This is a genomic window from Pedobacter aquatilis (assembly GCF_032678405.1).
Taxonomy (GTDB): domain Bacteria; phylum Bacteroidota; class Bacteroidia; order Sphingobacteriales; family Sphingobacteriaceae; genus Pedobacter; species Pedobacter aquatilis_A.
Genome location: NZ_JAVTSJ010000001.1, coordinates 809,753 through 833,775 on the forward strand (window position 1 = coordinate 809,753; position 24,023 = coordinate 833,775).

The 24,023-nt window shown below is 38.6% G+C and carries 16 protein-coding genes and 1 riboswitch; of the genes, 7 read left to right on the forward strand and 9 right to left on the reverse strand.

All coding sequences use genetic code 11. The features are described 5' to 3' along the window. Positions 1 to 11: 11 nt before the first annotated feature. Both R2R71_RS03460 and R2R71_RS03465 read right to left on the reverse strand, forming a co-directional pair. Positions 12 to 497 (reverse strand): DUF2271 domain-containing protein, encoded by a 486-nt coding sequence (locus R2R71_RS03460; protein WP_316829849.1) that lies wholly within the window; start codon positions 495 to 497, stop codon positions 12 to 14. A gap of 2 nt (positions 498 to 499) precedes the next feature. Continuing rightward, positions 500 to 2,005, reverse strand: coding sequence for an ankyrin repeat domain-containing protein (locus R2R71_RS03465; protein ID WP_316829850.1), 1,506 nt, complete (start codon positions 2,003 to 2,005; stop codon positions 500 to 502). A gap of 398 nt (positions 2,006 to 2,403) precedes the next feature. On the opposite strand from R2R71_RS03465, the gene R2R71_RS03470 reads away from it, so the two are divergent. From R2R71_RS03470 to R2R71_RS03480, 3 genes are all read left to right on the forward strand, one after another. Then, entirely contained in the window at positions 2,404 to 2,571 is a 168-nt protein-coding gene (locus R2R71_RS03470) for a hypothetical protein (RefSeq protein WP_316829851.1), read from the forward strand. Positions 2,572 to 2,686: 115 nt separating this feature from the next. Continuing rightward, entirely contained in the window at positions 2,687 to 3,460 is a 774-nt protein-coding gene (locus R2R71_RS03475) for an HAD-IIA family hydrolase (protein WP_316829852.1), read from the forward strand. A gap of 97 nt (positions 3,461 to 3,557) precedes the next feature. Next, complete coding sequence (locus R2R71_RS03480; RefSeq protein ID WP_316829853.1) at positions 3,558 to 5,642, forward strand: AAA family ATPase; 2,085 nt, start codon at positions 3,558 to 3,560, stop codon at positions 5,640 to 5,642. An 80-nt stretch (positions 5,643 to 5,722) separates the two neighbouring features. Here R2R71_RS03480 and R2R71_RS03485 read toward each other — a convergent pair whose 3' ends face one another. Both R2R71_RS03485 and R2R71_RS03490 read right to left on the reverse strand, forming a co-directional pair. Beyond that, positions 5,723 to 7,156, reverse strand: coding sequence for a SusD/RagB family nutrient-binding outer membrane lipoprotein (locus R2R71_RS03485; RefSeq protein ID WP_316829854.1), 1,434 nt, complete (start codon positions 7,154 to 7,156; stop codon positions 5,723 to 5,725). Positions 7,157 to 7,166: 10 nt separating this feature from the next. After that, positions 7,167 to 10,334 carry a SusC/RagA family TonB-linked outer membrane protein gene (locus R2R71_RS03490; protein WP_316829855.1) on the reverse strand — a complete coding sequence of 1,056 codons (3,168 nt, stop codon included), beginning with the start codon at positions 10,332 to 10,334 and terminating at the stop codon, positions 7,167 to 7,169. Positions 10,335 to 10,653: 319 nt separating this feature from the next. Beyond that, positions 10,654 to 10,761, reverse strand: a riboswitch (SAM riboswitch). 135 nt (positions 10,762 to 10,896) lie between these two features. On the opposite strand from R2R71_RS03490, the gene R2R71_RS03495 reads away from it, so the two are divergent. Continuing rightward, positions 10,897 to 12,168: a TlpA disulfide reductase family protein gene (locus R2R71_RS03495; RefSeq protein WP_316829856.1), complete on the forward strand. Its 1,272-nt coding sequence runs from the start codon at positions 10,897 to 10,899 to the stop codon at positions 12,166 to 12,168. A 98-nt stretch (positions 12,169 to 12,266) separates the two neighbouring features. Here R2R71_RS03495 and R2R71_RS03500 read toward each other — a convergent pair whose 3' ends face one another. The 5 genes from R2R71_RS03500 to rhaT form a co-directional block, all read right to left on the reverse strand. Next, positions 12,267 to 13,412 carry an alpha-hydroxy acid oxidase gene (locus tag R2R71_RS03500; RefSeq protein ID WP_316829857.1) on the reverse strand — a complete coding sequence of 382 codons (1,146 nt, stop codon included), beginning with the start codon at positions 13,410 to 13,412 and terminating at the stop codon, positions 12,267 to 12,269. Positions 13,413 to 13,424: 12 nt separating this feature from the next. Further along, on the reverse strand, positions 13,425 to 14,810 hold the full coding sequence (locus R2R71_RS03505) for an FGGY-family carbohydrate kinase (RefSeq protein ID WP_316829858.1): 1,386 nt from the start codon (positions 14,808 to 14,810) through the stop codon (positions 13,425 to 13,427). A gap of 15 nt (positions 14,811 to 14,825) precedes the next feature. Next, positions 14,826 to 16,109 (reverse strand): sugar isomerase, encoded by a 1,284-nt coding sequence (locus R2R71_RS03510; RefSeq protein ID WP_316829859.1) that lies wholly within the window; start codon positions 16,107 to 16,109, stop codon positions 14,826 to 14,828. Positions 16,110 to 16,265: 156 nt separating this feature from the next. Continuing rightward, positions 16,266 to 18,386, reverse strand: a complete 2,121-nt coding sequence (locus tag R2R71_RS03515; protein WP_316829860.1) for a bifunctional aldolase/short-chain dehydrogenase — start codon at positions 18,384 to 18,386, stop codon at positions 16,266 to 16,268. Positions 18,387 to 18,414: 28 nt separating this feature from the next. Next, on the reverse strand, positions 18,415 to 19,506 hold the full coding sequence (gene rhaT / locus R2R71_RS03520) for an L-rhamnose/proton symporter RhaT (protein WP_316829861.1): 1,092 nt from the start codon (positions 19,504 to 19,506) through the stop codon (positions 18,415 to 18,417). A gap of 127 nt (positions 19,507 to 19,633) precedes the next feature. Here rhaT and R2R71_RS03525 point away from each other — a divergent pair, with 127 nt between their 5' ends. The 3 genes from R2R71_RS03525 to R2R71_RS03535 all read left to right on the forward strand — a co-directional run bounded on the left by R2R71_RS03525 (position 19,634) and on the right by R2R71_RS03535 (position 24,002). Next, on the forward strand, positions 19,634 to 20,665 hold the full coding sequence (locus R2R71_RS03525; RefSeq protein ID WP_316829862.1) for a GntR family transcriptional regulator: 1,032 nt from the start codon (positions 19,634 to 19,636) through the stop codon (positions 20,663 to 20,665). Between the two features lie 938 nt (positions 20,666 to 21,603). Further along, complete coding sequence (locus R2R71_RS03530) at positions 21,604 to 23,304, forward strand: ribulokinase (RefSeq protein WP_316829863.1); 1,701 nt, start codon at positions 21,604 to 21,606, stop codon at positions 23,302 to 23,304. Next, positions 23,301 to 24,002 carry an L-ribulose-5-phosphate 4-epimerase gene (locus tag R2R71_RS03535; protein WP_316829864.1) on the forward strand — a complete coding sequence of 234 codons (702 nt, stop codon included), beginning with the start codon at positions 23,301 to 23,303 and terminating at the stop codon, positions 24,000 to 24,002. The genes R2R71_RS03530 and R2R71_RS03535 overlap by 4 nt, the downstream gene beginning before the upstream one ends. The last annotated feature ends 21 nt before the right edge of the window (positions 24,003 to 24,023 follow it).

Below are 24,023 nucleotides of genomic sequence, written 5' to 3' on the forward strand. Positions count from 1 at the left end.
CCGTGAAAAAATTAATTAGGGCTAAAACGCACGTATCTGATGTAACCGGTGCCTTCAGTTTTAGCTGCAAGGGCTTCGGTTGTTAATGGTATTTCCAGGTCTTTAACGTTATATTTCTGGTCTTCTACCGCACTTTCAAAACGAAGTTTATATCCGGCATTAATTTTAGATTTATCAATATCGATTATAGAAACACCCCTGTCGCCACCGGTTAGCGATGCTCCGGTAATGGCACTGATATTAGATGGTTTTTTAGCATTAAATTTATGCCACTCTTTTAAGCTGTTGTACCATTTTTTATCGGCACCCAATACATAAAGGGTTTTTTCATACTGGCCTTTTTCATCGATTAATGAAATCGCAATATAAGCACCTTCACCCATGTAATTGGTCATTTGAATCATGCACTTATACTTTGCCGTTTGTGCTTTCGACTGGCTCTGTTTAAAAAATGTAACAGCTAAGAGTAAAAGGGTTATTTTCAGGAAATTATTCATATTTATTTTAAGAAACTAAGTGAAACATTGGCTTTTGAAAGTGATTCATTTTCACTTGCAAGATCGAAGGCACTTTCATCGAAACTGGTTTTTGGATCTTTTTTAGCACCGATAGACAATAAGTATTTAAGCATCGCATCATCTTTCGAAATCATTGCTGCTTTATGCAAAGGGGTAATCCCTTCTTTATTTTTTGCATTTATATCAACTGATAAATCCTGAAAACGTTTAACTAATGCAATATCGCCTTTGGCAACCGCCAGGTGAAACAAAGTATTTCCATTCTTTTGTGGCGTTGCAATATTGAAGCCTTTTGCCTGTAAAAGCGCTAATTTCTGGGTAAATTCCTGCGACCTTGAAGGCATACCTGCAGGTGCCGGGCGACCAGTTTCAGGATAATATGATTGAACCAGGTAATAGGCAAGGTTATTACCATCATGGTCAACAGCATTTAAATCTGCACCTTTAGCAATTAACAAATTTACAATTGCCGGAGCGTTATTGCTAACTGCCATTGCCAGTGCAGTAACACCTTTAGCATTAGCCTGATTGATGTTCTTAACTTTTGGCAATAAAATAGCAAATGCAGCTGTATCGCGGTTAGTTAACGCAGCATTCATTAAAACAGTATTTCCATCTGCATCGGCCTGGTTCACATCAACACCGGCTTTAATAAAATGCTCAATTAGTGCATTTTGTCCAGGTCTGCGAACAATAGCGTGCAATACGTTACGCCCATCTTTACTTAGTGCAGTAGGTTTTATCTTAAGACTTTCCAGGTATTCAAATACTTCAATCGGTGCTGCTCCCCTGCGTGAGCCTTCGGCTGCAAGAAGAATAGCCGTATTGTCTACCGGAACACCTTTGGCAATAAGTGCTTTAAGTACATCAATATTACCAGATCTTGCCGCATAACCGAAAGCATTATGCCCTTCCTTATCTGTACTCTTCAAATCCAAGCCTTTAGAAATAAAATAATCCGTCAGTTTTAAATCCTTATCGCCACTAATAGCAAGCAATAAAAGATTTGCACCTGCACCATTCTTTTCTGCTTTAAGATTAACACCTTTCGCAGCAAATAAATCATAAATTTTGGTATTCTGCTGTCCGGCTCCAGCTGCAAAAGTTAAAGGACTTGCGCCATGGCTGTCGATATAACCGATTGATGAGCCTTTATTAATCAGGTAAGATGTAATTTCCTCGTTTCCACGATATGCAGCCCAGTGTAAATAAATACGACCATCATGAGTGAGTTTTGCAACATCATTTCCAGGTTGTGATAGTAGATATTTAATTGTTTCATTAGGCGCATCAGCATTTATGGCCAAAACTACCGGATCGAAGCTAGACTGATTTAATTGTGATGGATTAGCACCTTTTTCAATTTCAGCTTTTACTGCATCTACAGTTGGCTTGGTTTGCCAAAATGATCCTTCCAAAAGACTATTTTTCTGTGCATACACAGAAACCGACCATAACAATGCGATGGTACATATTATTTTTTTCATTTTCTGTTTATTGTGAGATTGTTTGAACCCATAAATTACGGATGGCTCAAAATTAACAAGAATTAGTCTAAATAAGAACTAAATATTTTTTTATTTTGTAAGATTTATGATGCTAATAGTTTCGCTAAAGCAGCTATCTGCTAAAAAAATCAACATATCATTTATTGTTTTAGTTACCTGAACTGCTAAATAAAAGATAGATATACAATTTATAAAGTATAAAAATTACAAAATTTATCAATAAAGTAATACATACCTATAAAACATTACAATTATTAATATAAAGAAGCATCAACTTACTAAAAGACATAAAATTGTAAATAACTGACAATAAAATTTTGTCAACTAACAGATTTACAGTATATTTACGATATACAAAAAACCAAAAACTCAGAATTATGAAAAATTTTTTATTTTTCTTTCTGACGGTTTTAATTTCCACAGTTATCATACTTATAGGTTCTGACTATTATGAACCTGAACTGATTTACAGCACTGTGATATTGGTCTGGGTATTTTATTTGTGGCAGCTATCTTATGCCGGCAAAAAGAATTACAGCGAATAACGATTAGTTTATCTTTCCTGATTGTATTATCAGTTAACCATTTCGTATTGTTAAGTGTATAAATAACGATTATTTAAATCCTATATTTGGGTTTTTACGTTATTTAGCTTTTATTATGAAACAAGGACTTTTAATTGATATGGACGGGGTTATTTACAGTGGCGAAGAATTAATTTTCGGTGCTGATAAGTTTATCAATAACCTTATTAAGAATGATATTCCCTTTGCTTTCATGACAAATAACAGCCAGCGAACGAGTTTAGAAGTTCGCCGTAAACTAAAAGGCCTGGGCATGAAAGTAGAAGACAAACATGTTTACACCAGTGCAATGGCAACCGGAAAATTCCTGAGCGACCAAAGCCCGAATGGTACAGCATATGTTTTAGGCGAAGGTGGTTTATTAAGCAGCCTGCACGAAAACGGGATTACCTTGGTAAACACCGACCCCGAATTTGTTGTTCTGGGCGAAGGAAGGAATTTTACACTTGAAATGGTGCAACGTGCTGTTGACATGATTTTAGCAGGTGCAAAATTTATTACCACTAACCGCGACCCATCGCCAAAAAAACCTGGATGGAACAATTTAGGCATTGCCGCAACAACGGCCATGATTGAGGAGGCAACAGGCAGAAAAGCTTTTGTTACCGGAAAGCCGAGCCCCGTTATGATGCGTTCGGCACGTAAGTTCTTAGGCCTTGAAACCTCCGAAACTACTGTGATTGGCGATACAATGGAAACCGATATTCAGGGTGGTGTTCAAATGGGCTATAAAACCATCCTCGTACTTTCAGGGATTTCTACAAAAGACCGTTTAAGTCATTATGCCTTTAAACCCGACTTAATAGCAAGCTCTGTAGATGAAATAGAATTCCCGTTAAGCTGGTGGTAAGCAAATAGATACTAACATTTTTAGTAAAAATTAAATATTCCTTGTATTTTTGAAATGGAATTAGCACACATTCTTCCATATCCTTAAAAAATATACATTGGCCCACGAACATCAGCTCATTCTCGATTTTCTTAAATCTACAAATCAATCGATTTTTCTAACCGGAAAAGCAGGAACCGGAAAAACGACCTTGCTGCGCCACATCAGGGAAACTACAGCGAAAAATTATGCTGTGGTAGCCCCTACAGCCGTAGCTGCAATTAATGCCGGGGGCGTTACACTACATTCTTTTTTTCAGATTCCATTCGGACCACTTATCCCGGGTAATCCGGGTGAAGCCATAAAATACTCATCAGAAAAAATTAAGCTTTTAAAATGCCTTGAGCTTTTGATTATCGACGAAATAAGTATGGTAAGGGCTGACATTCTTGATTTTATTGATGCCGCCTTAAGACGTGTAAAATCATCACAACTCCCTTTTGGCGGTATACAGGTTTTAATGATTGGCGACCTTTACCAGTTAGCTCCGGTTGCGCATGATGCCTGGCATATCCTGAAAGCACATTACAGCAGTCCTTATTTTTTCGATAGTCTTGTTATCCGGGCCAATCCCTTAACTACTTTCCAGCTTGATAAAGTTTACCGCCAGTCTGATCCTCAGTTTCTCGATATTTTAAATGGTATAAGGGAAAATACAGTTTCCATCGAACTACTTGCCGAATTAAATAAGCGTCATGAATCGAATTTAGCTTCTTTTAATCCGGAAGAATACATCACTTTAACAACACATAACCACCTGGTAACACAAATTAACCAGCAATACCTGGAAAAGCTTCCCGGGGAAATTCATCAGTTTAGCGCTAAAATTACGGGTGATTTTCCTAAAGATGCTTATCCTGTGGATGAAGTGCTTGAACTGAAAACCGGCGCAAGGGTGATGTTTGTAAAGAATGATTCATCGGGCAAAAAACTGTATTATAATGGAAAAGCGGCAATAATCACCGAAATCAGAGATGATGGTGTAAAAGTGAAATTCAACGATGAAGCTACTGATCTGGAAGTTGAACGTGAAGAATGGCAAAACATTAAATACAACCTGAATCCTGCTGATAATAAAATAACGGAAGTAAACACAGGCTCGTTTTCTCAATATCCATTTAAACTTGCATGGGCCATTACGGTTCATAAGAGCCAGGGATTAACTTTCGATAAAGCGATTGTTGATGTTAGCTCATCTTTTACCCACGGACAGGCATATGTTGCGCTAAGCCGCTGCCGAAGTCTTGAGGGATTGATTTTAAAGTCGCCGATTTCAGCTGAAAATGTAATTACAGATGCAAAGGTTATTCAATTCACGAATGATGCCATTGTTTCAAAACCCAATGCTGAAGCGCTGGAAAATGCATCCAAAAATTACGAATGGACGCTCATTTATGATTTACTAGATTTTGTTGCCATTCAGAAAAACTGGTCAGTATTGAAAAAATCTTCCTTTGGCAACAATCCGGGGAATACTGCATTCCATGAAATTATCGATAAAATAAGTAAAGTTTTAGAGGAAGAACTTATAGGTGTTGCAGGTAAATTCATCAACAAAGAACTTATCAGCTTGGTAAAAAAACAGCAGGTTAAAAATGAAACAGAATTTGTTGGCCGTTTGAGTAAAGCATCGGCCTACTTTATTCCGAAACTGGAGTTTGTATTAAGCGAAGCTGATAAATTTAATGAGCTGAATGTTTATTTAGATGACCGATCGGAAAAGATATTGAACCGAATCAGCGATTTAATTAACGACCTGAGTATAAAATTAGCGCTCTTTAAATTATCATGGGGCGAGTTTAATATCGAAGCCTATAATAAAACCTATCATAATGCCGGCAGCAAGTATGAACCTGTGCAAACCGGGCGTAAACCTAAAGTAGTTGTTGCGCCAAAAGAAATTTCAAATGTTCAGCTTTTCAATGAACTTTTAAAGATTAGAAAAAACATCAGTGAAAAGCGTAACGTACCTGAACATCATGTACTTTCGGAGCAGGCCTTGCTTTTAATTGCAACTAAACTACCTAAAAATACCGATCAGCTTGCTGCAATAAAAGGTGTTGGTATCGGGAATGCGGTTGAAATTGGCAATGAAATTTTAAAATCGGTTAATGGCTATTTAGGAACCAGCGAACTTTTTTAAAAGCGAGAAGCAGCTGCGAACCATGAAATAAGATTATGGATCGCAGCTGCTTCATCAGATTACAGGAAAATTAGAATTGTTTAAAAGGCATCGAACCAGAGTTTTGTCGTTAACAAATCTGCTCCCTGATTAGCAACGGCATGTTTATAGCTCTGTCCGTTTAAAGATTGTTCAGTACCTGGATAGATAAACCTAACCGGAATTTGGCCGTTTAAAACTGTATTTACTGATGCTGTTAATTGCGGATAATCCAAACGGCGTCTTTCTGCCCAGGCTTCCAGACCCTGACCAAAAAGTGCAATCCATTTTTGTTCACCGATTGATTTCTTAAAGTTTGCTGCATCGTACTGTACTGAAGCTTGCGCTGTATAAGTTGTTGCAGCAGCATCAGCAATGCCATATTGTTTTAATGAAGCTTTTATAGCCTGCTGGTATAAATCTGCAGCATTTTCGGTCGTAAAGCCTCTTGCAGCAGCTTCTGCCCTATCAAAAAGTAATTCTGAATAACTGAAAATTACTGCCGGTGCCTGAGGCAATAGGAAATATGCTCCCGGTTTTGAAGTTTTGGCAAAGCCCAATATACTGGCTTCAGAATTCGTTAAACCATTCGGCACACCAATGTACTCTTCAGGTGTTGCAGTTTGTGTTTTACTGGCAAAGACAGCTAACCGTGGGTCGTTAAGTGCAAAAAGCTTATCAACAATGGTTTTGCTAATGCGATAGTCATCTCTGGTTTCGAATAAAGCACTCACCGGATTTTGCTGTGGGGAAGTAAGGTAATTTAATTGTGCATTATCCGAATTATCACTCAGGAACAAATCGCCATCAGCTTTAATCTCATCTAATACTGTTTTTGATTTTGCCGCTTCCTTATCTGCAATCCTTAAAGCAATACGTAACCTTAAAGAATTAGCCAGTTTTTTCCACCTGGCGATGTTTCCATTATAGATCACATCGCCACCAATAGCTTTCCCCGATTCGGTTAAAGTATTTTTTGCAGTTTTTAAATCATCAAGCAAACCGAAGTAAACATCCTTTTGCTTATCGTAAGCTGGCGTAATAAATTCATTAATTTTTCCGGCCTGCGTATAGGGAACATCACCATAGGCATCGGTTAGCAATAAAAATACCCACGAACGCAAAACCAAAGCCACACCTTTATAATTAGGGTTTGCCTGCGCATTTCCTAGTTCAATAATTTTATTAAAAGCGGTTATACTCTGTGCATATCCGGTTGACCAAAGCGAGGTAAAACTACTGTTTGAAAATATGAAGCGGTCTTCTTCGGTATATTGAATCTTAGACCAGTGCTGCACAAAAAGTAGGCTCGAATTCATGGTATTCGCTGTACTCCAATAGGCATCGGCAGTAGTTTTTATTGCGCCGGTAAGTAAATAATCGGGCTGTGCGTTTTCGGTAGCATTCGGATTAATGTTTACCTTATCCAGCTCTTTACTGCACGATGTTAGCACAAGAGCAGTAATCGCCAGTATATATAATCTAGTATTTTTCATGATTTAACTGTTAAAATTTGATATTCAGGTTAATTCCGTAACTGCGTGTAGTTGGATTTGAAAGGCTCTCTAAACCCTGTCCGTTCCCCGTATTAAAAGCAACTTCAGGATCTATATCCTTAACATTTCTATGGATAATCCAAAGGTTTCGCCCAACGAGCGAAACAGAAGCTCCCTGCAAATTCAAATGCTTAATCCAGCCCGACGGCAGGTTATAGCTTAATTTCAATTCGCGAAGCTTAACATAAGAGGCATCAAAAATATTGGCTTCATCAATCGTTCTGAATGATTTATAATATTGCTGAGCAGGTAAAATCTTTTCATTTTTCTTACCATCGGCTGTAACACCATCAAAAATTATCCCGTCGTCGTAAACCGTTAAGCCAGCAGGCGCAGTTCCGTTAACCCTAACTGTTCCATTAGCTTTAACATTGCCAGGATAGTAATAGGAAATACCGCCATATTCGGCAGCACGACCTGGTAAAGTTGAAGCGAGAACGCCTGTGTAAGTTCCGGTAGCATAAGTACCGTTGTATATTGAGCCGCCAAAACTGGCATCAACCAATACACCTAAACTAAAGCCTTTATAGCTGAAAGTATTATAAATCCCTCCTATCCAATCGGGCGTATATTTCCCCAAGACCTTCTTGGTTGGATCAGTTTGGGGGGCTCCAGTTGCGTTGACAACAATATTTCCATTTCCATCTCTAAGAAAGGCATTGCCATAAAGCGTACCGTAAGGCTGGCCAACAGCTGCAATAACCTGTGCTGAATTTGAAGCAATAACATAGTTTTGCAATAAGCCGGCAGCATCAAGCGCAACAACTTTACTGCGGTTTGCCGCATAGTTGATGTCGATATCCCAGGTAAATTGTTTTTTAACAGGTGTTAAGCCTAATTGTACCTCAATACCTTTGTTATTGATTTTACCAGCGTTTAAAAGCTTCGAGCGAAATCCGGTTGAAGGACTTACATCGACACTTAAAATCTGATCGTAGCTATTGGTATTATATAAACTTAAATCCAATCTTAACCTTTTATTTAAGAAAACCGCTTCGGCTCCCAATTCGGAAGAAGTTGTGGTTTCGGGCTTCAGGTTTGGGTTTAAATCAGTGGCTGAAGTGGTAAGTTGCGGACTTGAACCAAATGGTGCACCGAAAACATAGGTATTTACTGAGCGGTATGGATCAGCATCTTTACCTACTTTAGACCAGCCACCACGGATTTTTGCATACTCAAGAAACTGGCCTTTGATATCGAAAGCTTCCGTTAGCACCAAACTTCCATTAAATGAAGGATAAAAATAAGAGCGGTTTTGTGCTGCAAGTGTTGATGACCAATCGTTACGGGCGGTAATGTTTGCAAAGAGATAATTTCTGAAACCAACCTGCGCCGACGCATAAACACTGTAAGATTTTAATTTGCTATAGTTATTTGAAGAAATAAGCGGGTCGCGTGAGTTGCTTAATGAGTATAGACCAGCAACAGCAAGCCTTGGTGCACTCTGGTCGTTTTGCTCTATATAACGCGAACGAATATTGCTACCTAATAGTCCCTCAAGACTAAAATCAGCACTTAATTGTTTATTTAAGTTTAACGTTGCATCGGTATTATTTTCATTTACGGTAAATCCATTCTCCATGTAAGAGCCGTAGGGTGTTCCATTTGTACCGTAAGCAATTTTGATTTTTCTCCTGTCGTTATAATAATCTGTTCCCGAACGGAAATTAAATTCCAGGCCATCGATAATTTTATAATTTAACCCCAGACTTCCTATTAAACGATTTCGGCTCTGGGCAACAGTATTTTCATAAGCCACCCAATATGGATTGCTGTAATAGCTGTTATTCCAGTTAAATGTATTTCCGTTTTCATCAAGATAGTTTTTCAGCTGGTTAATATCAACCTGACGGCCAAACCAGGTAAACTGCAGCATGGTACTTGTAGACCTTGAACCACCGGTTCCAGGTAAATTATCAGAAGAAAGCTTACTGTAATTCGCATTAGCATTAATGCTTAGTTTTGGTGTAAGTCTTAAAGTTGTATTCAGGGCAAAATTGTTCTTACCCTGGCCGGAGTTCGGAATTACCCCAACTTGCTTAAGGTTATTGTACGATAACCGGTAATCGAATTTTTCAGAAGCATCGGCTATTGCAATACCATTATTCAAAGTATAGCCCGTTTCAAAAAAATCGCGGACATTATCCGGATGCGCCACAAATGGAACAGCAACACCTTTAGAGTAAAACTGTGGAATTAACTGGCCATTGAGCTTTGGACCCCAGCTTTCATCAACGCCATCGTTAACACCGCCGCCCTTTCCATCAACATAACTAAATTTCCCTTCAGAACCTTGTCCGAAAGCATTTTGATAAACAGGCAATGTGGCAATCGTTTCAATTACGGCATTTGAATTTAAGGTAATCCCCACTCCTTTTTTTGACTTTCCTGTTTTTGTTTTAATCAGAATAACTCCTGCTGCTGCTCTTGAACCATAAAGTGCTGCCGCATTCGGGCCTTTAAGTACACTTATCGATTCGATATTATCAGCATTTATATCTGAAATGGCATTTGCATAATCTCTTGCGCCACCGGAATTCAACTGGGAGTTATCAACCGGAACACCATCAACTACAAACAGCGGCTGGTTATTACCTGAAATAGAGGTTTCACCACGGATCACCACACGCGAAGAACCCATGTCGCCCTGACTATTTGTTACCCTAACACCAGCAACTTTTCCGGCAAGTGCATTTACCAGATTCGATTCCCTGGCTTCTGTTAAATCCTGCCCCTTCAATTCCTGAACAGCATAACCGAGTGATTTTTTTTGTCGTGAGATGCCTAGTGCCGTAACAACAACTTCATCCAAAGCATTTTCACTGGATTGTAAAGTAATCGTTAGCGCCCCGGCGTTTTTATTTACCAGAATTTCCTGGGTTTGAAAACCGATGTAAGAAAAAACGAGGGTATTTTTATCCGATACATTAATCGAAAAAGCACCCTTTGCATCGGTTGCAACTACCTGCTTACTTTCCTTAACCAAAACCGATACCCCCGGAATGCTTTCACCGGCAGATGTCCGGACGGTTCCGGTTACGATTGAATTTTGAGCCGATAACTTTTGCGCAAGCAGGAGCAAAAGTATGAAAACCGGCAGTTTGATTTTTTTGAACATAATTTTAATAATGATAAGTTAAAGCGAATTATTTGGGCATAGCAGTTCCCCGATGGTTAAAAACCATTATTTTTTTTGAAGGAAACAAATGTTAGATATACCGTTGAGGCCTGTTATTTTTTAATCTTTAACAGGCTTTACACATTCGGAAATAACCGATGTGTGGTAAGAAAATACAATTGTGTAGGTTTTGCTCGTCTGTTTTTTTCATGTTAATGATTTTTAATAAAAACAACTTACCAGAAAAGCGCCAAAAGAAAAGCACCCCCGTAAAATCAGAAGTGCTCCTATATTAATCATAAGGAAATGCATTCTTACTGACTTAACTACCCGGAAATCATTCCGGATGGAATTAGCACCATTTCCGTTTTCACAGACGGTTGCTAAGGCTTCAAAGGGCCATTCCCTCCACCTTTCTTGATAAGTAATTTTAAAATAACTGCCGCAAAGATATAACTAATTCCATTTATCCTATAGTTTTTATAGATTTTTATTTAAAATTTTTTTGTTTGCCCAATACATGCCTATATTTGTCGACTTATTTAGTAGATTACCACACACAATGAATAAAAAAATCACATACATAACAATAGCATTAACTGCATTAAATACAGGCGTGGCTTTCTCGCAAACAAGTCTGGCATCTGCAAATGCTAAAACGGAGCAACTGTCAAAATCAAAAACTTTTATTGCAGATGGTAAATGGCGGGGTGTTTTTAAAATTAAAGAAGGACTGGAAATACCTTTTAATTTTGAAATTGCGGAGCAATCAGGTGTTAAAAAATTGTACTTCCGCAATGCTGAAGAAAGTTTTGAAGGCGGCCCTATTAAACAGGTTGGTGATTCTATTTTTGTTAAACTCGACCAATTTGATAATGAGCTTGCACTTGGAATTAATGGTAACACGCTTAATGGAAGTTTAAGAAAACAGAATGGTACCGGACGGGCAACGCTGGTGTCGGCTGAAAAGAAAAATTACCGTTTTGAAAGTAATGGAAAAGCTGCCGCTGCAGATTTCTCGGGAAGTTATGATGTCATCTTTAAATCTCCTGATGGCAAAGAAGAAAAAACAGTTGGTTTATTTAAGCAAAGCGGGAATAAACTTACCGGAACGTTTCTCCGTATAACTGGTGATTCACGCTATCTGGAAGGTATTGTTGAGGGAAATGAGTTTCAGTTATCGAGCTTTATCGGCTCATCGCCTGCTTACTATAAAGGAACATTTAACAATGACGGAACCTTAAGTGGCGAAATTTTGGGTGCAAGGGGTGCCCAGCCATTTACCGGAACTAAAAATAAAGATGCCGCGCTTCCGGATGCCTATAAACTTACCTACCTGAAAGATGGTTATAAAACCCTCGATTTTTCTTTTCCTGATGTTAACGGCAAAAAGATTTCACTTAAGGATGAAAAGTATAAAAACAAAGTTGTTGTGTTAACGATTACAGGAAGCTGGTGCCCTAATTGTATTGATGAGGCAGGTTTTATTGCACCATGGTATAAAGAGAATAAAAAGCGTGGTGTTGAGGTAATTGCTTTACATTATGAAAGACAAACGGATGCAGATTATGTGAAGAAAGCTTTGACGAATTTCAGAAACCGTTTCGGTATAACATACGATCAGGTAATTGCTGGTAAAGCTGATAAACAAGCCGTATCAGAATCTTTGCCTGCATTGAATTCATTTTTATCTTTCCCTACAACCATAATTATTGATAAAAGTGGAAATGTGGCACAAATTCATACAGGTTACAATGGCCCTGCCACAGGCAAATATTATGATGAATTTGTTAAAGAATTTAATACCGAAATTACTAGTTTACTTGCTAAATAGTGCAGGTTCCCTAACGATTAACTTCGGTTAAAATGTATTAGTTCCAGTGGTCTGTCTATTACACACCACTGGAACTGAAATAAAGATTTAATGCTAACTTAAGAAAGGTGATGATATAAATCTTCTACTCTTTCGCAACCTAACTGGTCCATAACCTGTTTAAGCTGCGTTTTAAGCATGCCAATGGTATGGTTGCCGCCTTCATTGCCTAATGCTCCTACACCATACATAAATGTACGTCCAAGAAAGGTAAAATCGGCTCCCGCAGCTATGCTACGGGCAATATCCGGCCCCGATCGAACGCCACTATCCATCATCACCGTTAATTTATCCTTGTATTTCGGGGCAATCTGTATTAAAGGCTTAATCGATGACTGTCCGGCATCAAGCTGACGGCCGCCATGGTTAGAAACAATAATTCCATCTAAACCGAGTTGAACGGCTAGTTGTGCATCCTCTTCTGTTGCTACCCCTTTCAAAACCAGTTTACCTTTCCACTTATCGCGGATAGCTGCAATTCGCTCTGAATTTAATCTGCCTGAAAAAGTTTTATTCATGTACAAACCCAGTTGTTTCATGTTTAATCCTTTAGGCATATAGGGCTTCATGGTTTCAAAAGCCGGTTGTCCGTGAAAAAGGGTTCTTAACGCCCATTCAGGACGGCCAACAATCTGCAACATATTTTTCAATGTCATTTTTGGAGGCATGGCAAGTCCGTTGCGGATATCACGCGGCCGAAAACCAAAACTTGGCACATCACAAAGAATTACAAGTACCTTACAACCTGCAGCTTCAGCACGGTCGATAATATTGTTTTTTATATCTGCCTCGGCCGGGTGGTAAAGCTGATACCATGCGTTTCCTTCGGTTATGCTCATAATCCTTTCAATTGAAGCAGTGCTAACCGTACTCAGAATGAAAGGCACGTTGTGTTCAAAAGCCGCTTTTGCTAAAATTTCGGGTGCATTGGGCCAGATTAAACCTTGTAAGCCAACTGGCGCAATACCAAAAGGGGCATCATAAGTATGCCCGAAAAGATTTGCTTTTAAAGATGTTTCTTTGAAATCCCTGATGTAAAAGGGCAATAACTCTAAGGCCCTGATATCATCCGTATTCCGGAATAAATTTACGTCTTCGTTACAGCCACCATCCAGGTACTCAAAGGCAAATCCAGGTATTTTTGATTTGGCCTTGTTTCTTAAATCGTCGATTGAGGGATAATTGGAATTGTATTTCCAGCTCATTTTATAAGGTATTTAGAATTGCAGACTGCGTTGTATCGCAGAATAATATTTTAATTGAATAATATCGCTAGGTGGTGGATTCTGGTTCCATGAATCATGAATTGCCAAAGCCGTTCCGATTGAAGTAGCCTGAGAAACTGAAGATGCGTAAACCTCTATATCGGGGATGGATGTAGCCAGTAAATGCATGTAAATTGCATTCTTCCCGAAACCTCCATCTACAAAAACCCTTTTTACACCTTCATTTAAAACCAGTTTCAGGGCATAAACCTGTTGTTTTACCAAATCGAAAATTAACTGATGATAGGCTTCCTCAGCGGTTTGAAATATATTTAAATCCCTATCCCCAAAAGCAGATTTCTCTGAAAACACCGATTGAATATTCTGATTTTCAGGAATTTTATTAGCAAGTCTTAAGATCATTGCGGGGTTAAACTGCAAGTGCTTAAATAAGTAAGCTGCCCTATCAAAATGCTCAGCAATACGTTTAAGCTGTATTTCGTGTTCATAACCGGCAAAAATTCGGGATGCTTTTACTGCCTTTCCTTTAAAATGCATGTAGCACAAACAATCTTGTTTTAATTCTTCTGAAGTTAAAGGTTCCTGATTAAACGGATTCAGACTAATGCACCAGGTTCCGGTTGATAGCAGAACAAAAGGAACTGAAAAATTAGCCAGGTAAGGAATCAATGCTGCAGAACTATCATGTAAACCAACACCGACCTTGAAATTCCGGTCTTCAAATTTTGCTTCATCAACTGAATCGGCTGCAGTATAAGTACCAAATTTATTTACCAAACCTTCATCTACAACCCATTTATGGTATTCATTTTTGTTAAAATCCCAAAGCTGTGTATGGCAGCCAATGCTTGTAATATCTGCTACTGCCTTTCCTGTAATTAAATAACTTAAATACTGGGGTAAATGCAATGCATATTTCACCTTTGCAAATACTTCAGGCTGTTCTTTTTTAAGGCGGTATAATTGCATTCCCGAATTTAAACTACCTAATATAGGTGAAGCAGTTTCTAAAGAAATCTTTGCTTCTCCCCCATACCTGGCATAGAAATCGTTTTTTAAATCTTCGGGATAAGCTTTGAGGTAATTATAAAGCGGTGTTAATGGCGTTCCGTTTTCATCAAGATACACGAAACTTGCACCATATGTTGAAAAATTAATCGCTTTAATATCGTATTCCTCTAACTGCATAACCTGATTCAATGAATCAAAAACAGAGGTACGGAGGCTTTCCAGGTTTTCACAAGGTTCGCCATCTTCGTCTTTTGTTTCTACAAAACGGGCCGAACGCTCATAAACGATGTTATAATTTTCATCAACAAGAAATAACTTTTTATTTGTTTTCCCAACATCAAATATCGCTGCAACAGTTTTTGGCATTTCTTCCTCCTTAAATTATAAACCTGTAGCTACTGTAGCCAACCCACGGTTTTTAACTAAATTCTGACGAACATTTAGCTCACGGTATAAACTAACAGGAGATAATGCTGCATTTGCCCTTAACCTTGCCTCAGCAACCAAGGCCCTTAAATCAGTGCGGAAAGTATTTTGGAGAATTTCCTGTGCACCTGCCACATCATTGTTATCCTGTGCAGCATTTAACGCTTTTCTATCAACCAATAATGCCTGGGCATAAGCAATCATTATTGCTTCAACCGATTGCAGTAAATCTTCAAGCGGATCTTTTACATTATGTGAAGCATCTATCATCCAGCCCAAATCTTTTGAATGGTTCATTCCTTTTGCATCCATCCCCTCAACAAGCTCGTTAAAGATTAAAAATAACTGATAAGGCTTAATGCTTCCGGCAGTTAAATCATCATCGCCATATTTGGAATCGTTAAAGTGGAAACCTCCTAATTTACCCTCCATTAACAACAACGACACAATTTGCTCGATATTTGCATTTGGCAAATGATGGCCTAAATCGACCAATGTATAGGCTTTTTCACCCAATTTCGAGGCATACAGTAATGATTGTCCCCAATCGCCAACGGTTGTAGAATAGAAATTAGGCTCAAATGCCTTGTACTCTACAAACATTTTCCAGTTATCAGGCAAAGCCGAATAAATTTCTTCCAAACTTTCTAAAGTGTTTTCAAATGCTTTACGGAAATTTAACTGACCGGGGAAACAAGAACCATCAGCAAGCCAAACCGTAAGCGCATCTGAACCCAACGCAATACCATGTTTAATTACTTCGATGTTGTGCTCAATGGCTTGTTTGCGGATAGCTTTGTTTACATTTTGCAATGAGCCGAATTTATAACTATGGGTACTGCCTGCCTGGTCTTGAAAGGTATTGGAGTTCATGGCATCGAACTTCAATCCGTAACTGGTGGCAAGCGTTTTTAATGCTTCGGCATTTTGAGGGATATCCCAGGGGATATGTAGTGAAATTGCACCGCTGGCACCATTTAAAGCATGAAGTAAGCCTACATCTTCTATTTTCTCTTCAATTGTTCGTGGTTCTCCACCTGTTATGGCAAAACGACCAAAACGGGTTCCGCCGGTACCTAAAGCCCAGCTCGGTATCGCAATTTGAAAATCTACCAGTTTCTGAATTACATTTTCTAAATCAATTTGTGACCATTCTTCTTTTAAAAAATTTAGCTTACGCTGATGTGAAGTTAAAAGGGCATCGTTATGTTTTTCTATCTGGTTCTGCTCAATATTCATCAGTCTATTCGGTTAATACAGCTAAAAAAGCTGAGGTTAGGTAATATTTCTTTTTTAACGAGCAGTAATTAGACTACCCGGATTTTGGTTGAAAAAGTTATTTCGGCCCGCAATGAGCTACGGGCCTTTTGAAACAACTTACTAAAACTACATTAATTATCTTACAAATGCCATTGCTACGCCACCATCAACATTTAAAACGTTTCCTGTAGATTTTTGCAATAAGCCGCCAACAAAGGCGAAACATGCATTTGCAATATCATCAGGCAAGATAATTTGATTCAACAAGGTACGTTTTGCATAATAGGCAGGCAATTCAGCTACCGTTATACCATAAGCTTTTGCTCTGCCTTCGGCCCAGCCGCCAGCCCATATATTACTATCACTGATTACCGCATCGGGATTTACCACGTTTACACGAATATTATCTGCACCCAGTTCTGCTGCATTTAACCTGCTCAGATGCAACTGAGCCGCTTTTGCACTACCATAGCCTGCATTATTTGGTCCGCTAACCAGTGCATTCTTACTTACGATATTAATGATATCACCACCAATATTTTGCTTTTGCATGGTGCTTGTTGCAGCTTGCGTGATAAAAAACTGACCTTTTACTAAAACATCGTATAGTAAATCCCAATCTTTCTCAGTGTGGTCGCCAATTGTTTTTGAGATTGACAAACCGGCATTATTTACGACAATGTCTATCCCTCCAAAGGCTAATGCTGCTGCATCAAAGGCATTATTAATATCTTCCTGGCTGGTTACATTTAAAATGGTGGTACTGTACGAATCCTTACCAAATTGAGTTTTAAATTCTTCTCCAGCTGCCGCCAAACGTTCGGCATTCATATCATTTAAAATCACTACACCGCCTTCAGAAACAAACTTTTTAGCAATCGCCTTTCCAATGCCGCCCGCACTCCCTGTTATCAGGGCAATTTTTCCTGTTAATGGTTTTGGTTTTGGCATACGCTGAAGCTTCGCTTCTTCCAGTAACCAGTATTCGATATTAAAAGCTTCCTGATGTGGCAGAGAAGTGTATTCTGAAATCGCTTCAGCACCTTTCATTACATTAATGGCATTGATATAAAATTCTGCCGCAACCCTGGCCGTTTGTTTATCTTTAGAGAAAGTAAACATTCCAATTCCAGGATATAAAATTACCACAGGATTAGTATCGCGGATAGCAGGGCTATTGGAGTGTTTACAAGCCTCATAATAATCGGTATACATTGCTCTGTATGCTTCAAAAGCAGGCGTTAAAGTTTCTTTTAGAACTTTAGCATCTGATAGATCGGCATCAGTTGTAAGTGTTAAAACCAGCGGACTGATTTTAGTTCTTAAAAAGTGATCGGGACAACTTGTTCCCATTGGTGCTAAACGAGCCAGATCGTTTGAATTGATGAATTCTAAAACACGGGCATCATCCGTAAAATGACCAATCATGTGTTGTTTAGAAGAACATAATCCACGCAAAACCGGTGCTAAAGCTGCTGCCTGCTTTTTACGTTTATCAGCTTCGGCACTTTCAATTTTCTGTCCGCCAAAAACTGGTCCTTTTTTACCATAGTTCTGTGCCAGATAAGCTGAGCAAATTTCAATTACATCCAAGGTGTTTACATAACTTTCATAAGCTGTATTACCCCAGGTAAACAAACCATGAGAACCTAACATTATGCCTCGAATACCAGGATTTTCATCCAGACATTTTTTAAGTGTTAAACCCAATTCGAAACCTGGCTTTTTCCATTCAACCCATCCAATGGTGCCACCAAATAATTCTTCGGTTATTTTTTTACCATCTTTCGCAGCTGCGATTGCAATGGCAGCATCAGGATGTAAATGATCGATATGCGCAAATGGCAGAAAACCGTGTAATGGTGTATCGATTGAGGGTGCTTTAGAACTTAAGTCGAAAATGCAATGGTTAAATAATTCAACCATTTCATCCTCATGCTCAACACCACGATAAATATTTTTCAGGCTTCTTAACCGATCTACATACAGCGCAGCAAGGCCACTTTTCTTCAAAGTACCTAAATCGCCACCTGAACCTTTAACCCACATCACTTCAGTTTCTGAACCTGTTAAAGGGTCTTTTTCGAGCAGCTTACAAGAGGTATTTCCACCCCCATAATTTGTTAAACGTAAATCGGCACCTAACAAATTAGACCGATAAATTAATAATGCAACTTCATCTCCGGCTAATTTTGAAGCCTCTTCTTCATCCCATAAGTAGCTTACGTACTTATAATTTGTTTCTTTAACAGACATGTATATTAATATTTTACTTTTTTAAAATTTATTTGATTGAATTTCCGTACCCAACAATGAGTACAGATAATATTATGGTTAAAATCCCGGCTAAAACCGTTAATAAGGTTTTCTTTGAAACACCTTTCCATTCTTTCAAAACCAAGCCCCAAACGTTTGCAATTAAGATGATGAAAGCCATATGGAGAATCCACGAGCTTGCGCCGTTACCCATTTTGCTCTCGCCCATTCCGTAAAAGAAAAACTGTAAAAACCAGGTGGTACCCGCCAGTGCCGAGAAAATATAATTTTTTAATAAAGGCGTACTTGCCTTTGTATAATCACCGAAAGTTTTGTTTCTGGCGTTCAAAATCATGCACCAGATAAAGTTTGTGGTTAAGCCACCCCACAAAACCACTACATAGGTTACATTATTCTGAAAAAGAAAATTTCCAGTTTCTGAAGGATTTGCGGCTTTCCAGATTGCATTAGCTGCATCGGCCATTGGTTTTCCTGCTTCAATACCAAAATTAAAACAAGCACTCAACACGCCCGATACAATGCCAACAAATAAACCTAAACCAAATTTATATTCCGTTTTAACTTCTAATCCATGAGGGTCGGTAACAGCAGTTTTAATTTCTTTTTCTTTCATCACACCTGCTTTACCACAGATAATAATTCCCAAAACACAAACTAAAAGTCCTAGTAAAACCATCCTGCCCCAATCGGTTTCCAAAAACATGGCAAAAGTATCTTTACCAGCCTGGGAAAAAAAACCGAAGTATATAGATGGTAAGATTGAACCAAGCACCATGCAAAGTCCCAGAATGATACTACTGCCAAGCGAAACACCTAAATAGCGAACACCAAGTCCGTAAGTTAAGCCTCCGATTCCCCACAGTATACCAAAGAAATAAGTTAGCAGTAAAATACTTCCGCTTGTACTGGCAATAATCGTTGTAAAATTCGGAATGGTTAAAAATGCAGCCAGGGGCGGAACAATTAGCCAGGAGAAAATCCCGCCAACAATCCAATAACTTTCCCAGGCCCAGCCTTTAACTTTTTTGTAGGGTATATAAAAGCTGCCGGAAGCAAAACCTCCGATAAAATGAAAAATAACGCCTAAAATTGCCTGCATACTATTTGGTTTATATTTGGTTTTCGAATGTAGAAATTGAAATGTATTTAACTGTCATGTACTGTCATGTACTGTCATGCTAATAAGAAATGCGTTTTATTATATTTGGAAAAAATAAACCTCTGTTTTGAAATCTGAAGATTTAATAAGCCACATCAATATCGACGAGTATTCGGCCACGCCAAAATACAAGCAATTGGTTAATACAATTTTATACGCCATTGAAACCGGAAAGATTCAAAACGGGAGTATGTTGCCCTCCATCAATGAGCTAAGTTTCGTTTTAGAAATATCGAGAGATACGGCAGAAAAAGGTTACCGCAGGCTGAGAAAATTAGGAGTTATCGAATCCATCCCCGGAAAAGGTTATTTTGTAATCAATACCGATTTTTCGAGAAAACTTAAAATCTGCCTGCTTTTCAATAAACTCAGTACACACAAAAAAATCATCTACGATGCTTTTACCAAAGCCATCGGCGAGCAGGCTGCTATTGATTTATATGTTTACAACAATGACTTTTCACTTTTCAAAAACCTGCTGAACAATAAAAAAGATGGTTACACCCATTATGTAATCATTCCGCATTTTAACGAAGGGGATGAAAAAGCACAGGACATTATCAATGCCATTCCACGCGAGAAGCTGGTGATTCTTGATAAACTTTTACCCGGAATTACCGGTGAATATGCCGCAGTTTATGAGAATTTTGCACAGGATATTTACAACGCCCTTGAGCAGGCTTTAACGCCACTATCCAAATACAATACGCTGAAAATAATCTTCCCGAAGAACACCTACTTCCCTAAAGAGATTTTAGATGGTTTCTATAAATTTTGCCAGCAGTATGCCTTTAACCATAAGGTAGTAGATAACATTCTTATAGAAGAAATTAATAAAGGTGAGGTCTACATTAGCCTTATGGAGGATGATTTGGTAACACTCATAGAAAGATTATTGGCACTCGACATGGAAGTAGGAAAAGATGTTGGTGTTATATCTTATAATGAAACACCACTTAAACGCATTATTCTAAATGGTATCACTACTATTTCTACTGATTTTGCGATGCTAGGTACCGAAACGGCAAACTTTATCTTAAACAATATCAGGGAGAAAATTCATGTTCCCTTCTACTTGAATTTAAGGAAATCGCTTTAGTTTTTTGCCGCTGATTTCTTTCGCGGAAATAAAATATTAATTATCTAATGAATAAAAATCTGCGATTATCTTTTTTAATCTACGGGAGAAAAAGCAAATGCCCCCCGATGATTACACAGATTTTCGCAGAGTTAGAATGCTAATTTTCTAATGAATAAAAATCTGTGATTATCCTTTTTAATCTGCGGGAGAAAAAGCAAATAGAACCACCTGCTGATTACACAGATTTTCGCAGAGTTAGAATGCTAATTTTCTAATGAATAAAAATCTGCGATTATCCTTTTAATCTGCGGGAGAAAAACATAATAAAACCGCCCACTGATTACACAGATTTTCTCAGAGTTAGAATGCTAATATTTCTATTCAATAAAATAAACAATTATCTTTTTTAATCTGCGGGAGAAAAAGATAATAGAATCCCCCGCTGATTACACAGATTTCCGCAGAGTTAGAATGCTAATTTTTCTATTCAAAAAAATCAATAATTATCTTTTTTAATCTGCGAGAGAAAAAGCAAATAGAACCGCCCGCTGACTATACAGATTTTCGCAGAGTTAGAATGCTAATTTTTCTATTCAAAAAAATCAATAATTATCTTTTTTAATCTGCGGGAGAAAAAGCAAATAGAATCGCCCGCTGATTACACAGATTTTCGCAGAGCTAGAATGCTAATTTTTCTATTCAATAAAAATCAACATTATCTTTTTTAATCTGCGGGAGAAAAAGATAATAGAATCGCCCGCTGATTACACAGATTTCCGCAGAGTTAGAATGCTAATTTTCTAATGAATAAAAATCTGCGATTATCCTTTTTAATCTGCGGGAGAAAACCTTTAAAAGCCTCTAGAAATCAATATTGAAATTTATAAACGTTAAAAACACGATAAAAATTTTTAATTGTAAATAAATAAACGTTAATTAGACACTTATTTATTGTTATGAGCACAGCAAACTATGTAATCGGCGTGGATTACGGGACAGATTCTGTCCGTTCCGTTCTGGTCGATACCGCAAATGGAAAGGAAATTGCCTCTTCTGTTTTTCTTTACCCACGATGGCAAAAAGGCCTTTACTGCAAACCATCAATCAATCAATTCAGGCAACATCCATTAGATTATATCGAAGGTTTAACACACACCATAAAAGATTGCATTGCTAAAGCTGGGGGCGCTTCTGCAGCTTCTTTAGTAAGAGGAATTTCCATCGACACAACCGGCTCCAGTCCTGTAGCCGTTGATAGAAGCGGAACACCTTTAGCTTTAAAAGAGGATTTTGCCGAAAACCCAAATGCTATGTTTGTACTCTGGAAAGATCACACAGCGGTGAAAGAAGCTTCGGAAATTAACGAACACGCCAAAAAATTTCCAGTTAACTACCTGAAATATGTGGGTGGAATTTATTCATCAGAATGGTTCTGGTCCAAGTTATTGCATACGTTGAGAGTCGATCCGAAGGTTGGAAAAAGTACTTTTTCCTGGGTTGAGCATTGCGATTGGATTCCATTTTTACTGAGTGGAAAAACAGATATAAAAGAGATGAAACGCAGCCGTTGTGCCGCCGGACATAAAGCACTTTGGGCCGAAGAATTCGACGGTTTACCTCCGGAAGACTTCTTCGAATCGCTTGACCCTTTACTAAAAGGATACCGGGATTCATTATTTAAAGATACTTATACCTCTGATGTTTCGGCAGGAAACCTAAGTGCCGAATGGGCTGAAAAATTAGGACTGGATACAAGCGTTGTAATTGGTGTTGGCGCTTTTGATGCCCACATGGGTGCAGTAGGTGGCCAGATTGAACCCTATTATTTAAGTAAAGTAATGGGAACCAGTACCTGTGATATTCTTGTTGCCCCGAATAAAGACATGGAAGGGAAACTGGTAAACGGAATTTGTGGTCAGGTAGATGGTTCGGTTATCCCCGGAATGGCTGGGTTAGAAGCAGGACAATCAGCCTTTGGTGATGTTTATGCCTGGTTTAAAAACCTCATCAGCTGGCCATTGAATAACTTATTATGCGAATCTACGCTAATTGACACACATACTGCCCAGGCTTTAAAAGAAGAACTGGAGCAAAAAATTATTTCTAATTTGAGCAAACAGGCTTCAGAACTACCGAATGATGATTACCCTGAGCTTGCCCTTGACTGGTTAAACGGCCGGAGAACACCGGATGCAAACCAGGAATTAAAAGGCGCTATTACCGGCCTTAGTTTAGGTACCGATGCACCAAGATTTTTCAGGGCTTTAGCTGCAGCAACGTGTTTTGGCGCTAAAAGCATTGTTGATAGGTTCAGAGAACAAGGCGTTCCGGTGAAAGGGATTATTGGTATTGGTGGTGTTGCGAAAAAATCATCGTATATCATGCAAATGATGGCCGATGTACTTGAAATGCCAATCAGAATTCATCGTTTTGAACATACCTGCGCTTTAGGTGCGGCAATGTTTGCTGCCGTGGCGGCAGGCGTATACCCTGATATCGAATCGGCAATGGCTGCAATGGGTACGGGATTCGAGAAAGAATATCTTCCACAGCTAAAAAACAGAAAAATTTACCGTCAGCATTATCAGCAATACCTGGGCTTGGGTCGGTATATCGAAAAATATAATAAGAAAGATGTAAAACCATACATATCATGAGCAATTATCAAGATATAAAAGAACAGGCTTACGAAGCAAATATGCAATTGCCAAAGCTGGGATTGGTACTTTTCACTTTTGGAAATGTAAGCGCTGCTGATAGAAATAAAGGTGTATTTGCCATAAAACCTAGCGGTGTTCCATACGATGATTTAACTGTCGAAAAAATGGTTATTGTTGATTTCGAAGGAAAAACTGTTGAAGGAAACCTGCGTCCATCATCCGATACGAAAACACATGCTGTACTCTACAAGCACTGGGAAGATATTGGCGGTATTGTGCACACACATTCTATCTATGGAACGGCCTGGGCACAGGCACAAAGGGCTATTCCAATTTTTGGAACCACACATGGCGACCACCTAACGGTTGATATTCCTTGCGCTCCACCCATGGATGATGCTATGATTAAGGGAAACTACGAGTATGAAACCGGTTTTCAGATTATAAATCATTTTAAAAACCTAGGCTTAAGTCATAAAGAAGTGGAGATGATTTTAGTTGGTAATCACGCTCCATTCACCTGGGGCAAAACTGCTGAAAAAGCGGTTTACAATAGTGCCGTTTTAGAGGCCGTTGCCCAAATGGCAATACTTACCGAGCAGATTAATGCCAATGCGCCCCGATTAAAAGAAGCCTTAATTAAAAAGCATTATGAGCGTAAACATGGTACCGACGCTTATTACGGACAGGAATAAATTCGGAGCAATCTCGAATGC

Bases quoted from the DNA above. Each gene is read 5' to 3' on its own strand.
- R2R71_RS03460 (WP_316829849.1), bottom strand. From the start codon at position 497: ATGAATAATTTCCTGAAAATAACCCTTTTACTCTTAGCTGTTACATTT.
- R2R71_RS03475 (WP_316829852.1), top strand. From the start codon at position 2,687: ATGAAACAAGGACTTTTAATTGATATGGACGGGGTTATTTACAGTGGC.
- R2R71_RS03500 (WP_316829857.1), bottom strand. From the start codon at position 13,412: ATGAGCTGGAAATACAATTCCAATTATCCCTCAATCGACGATTTAAGA.
- R2R71_RS03530 (WP_316829863.1), top strand. From the start codon at position 21,604: ATGAGCACAGCAAACTATGTAATCGGCGTGGATTACGGGACAGATTCT.
- rhaT (WP_316829861.1), bottom strand. From the start codon at position 19,506: ATGCAGGCAATTTTAGGCGTTATTTTTCATTTTATCGGAGGTTTTGCT.
- R2R71_RS03465 (WP_316829850.1), bottom strand. From the start codon at position 2,005: ATGAAAAAAATAATATGTACCATCGCATTGTTATGGTCGGTTTCTGTG.
- R2R71_RS03510 (WP_316829859.1), bottom strand. From the start codon at position 16,109: ATGAATATTGAGCAGAACCAGATAGAAAAACATAACGATGCCCTTTTA.
- R2R71_RS03535 (WP_316829864.1), top strand. From the start codon at position 23,301: ATGAGCAATTATCAAGATATAAAAGAACAGGCTTACGAAGCAAATATG.
- R2R71_RS03505 (WP_316829858.1), bottom strand. From the start codon at position 14,810: ATGCCAAAAACTGTTGCAGCGATATTTGATGTTGGGAAAACAAATAAA.
- R2R71_RS03515 (WP_316829860.1), bottom strand. From the start codon at position 18,386: ATGTCTGTTAAAGAAACAAATTATAAGTACGTAAGCTACTTATGGGAT.
- R2R71_RS03495 (WP_316829856.1), top strand. From the start codon at position 10,897: ATGAATAAAAAAATCACATACATAACAATAGCATTAACTGCATTAAAT.
- R2R71_RS03485 (WP_316829854.1), bottom strand. From the start codon at position 7,156: ATGAAAAATACTAGATTATATATACTGGCGATTACTGCTCTTGTGCTA.
- R2R71_RS03470 (WP_316829851.1), top strand. From the start codon at position 2,404: ATGAAAAATTTTTTATTTTTCTTTCTGACGGTTTTAATTTCCACAGTT.
- R2R71_RS03490 (WP_316829855.1), bottom strand. From the start codon at position 10,334: ATGTTCAAAAAAATCAAACTGCCGGTTTTCATACTTTTGCTCCTGCTT.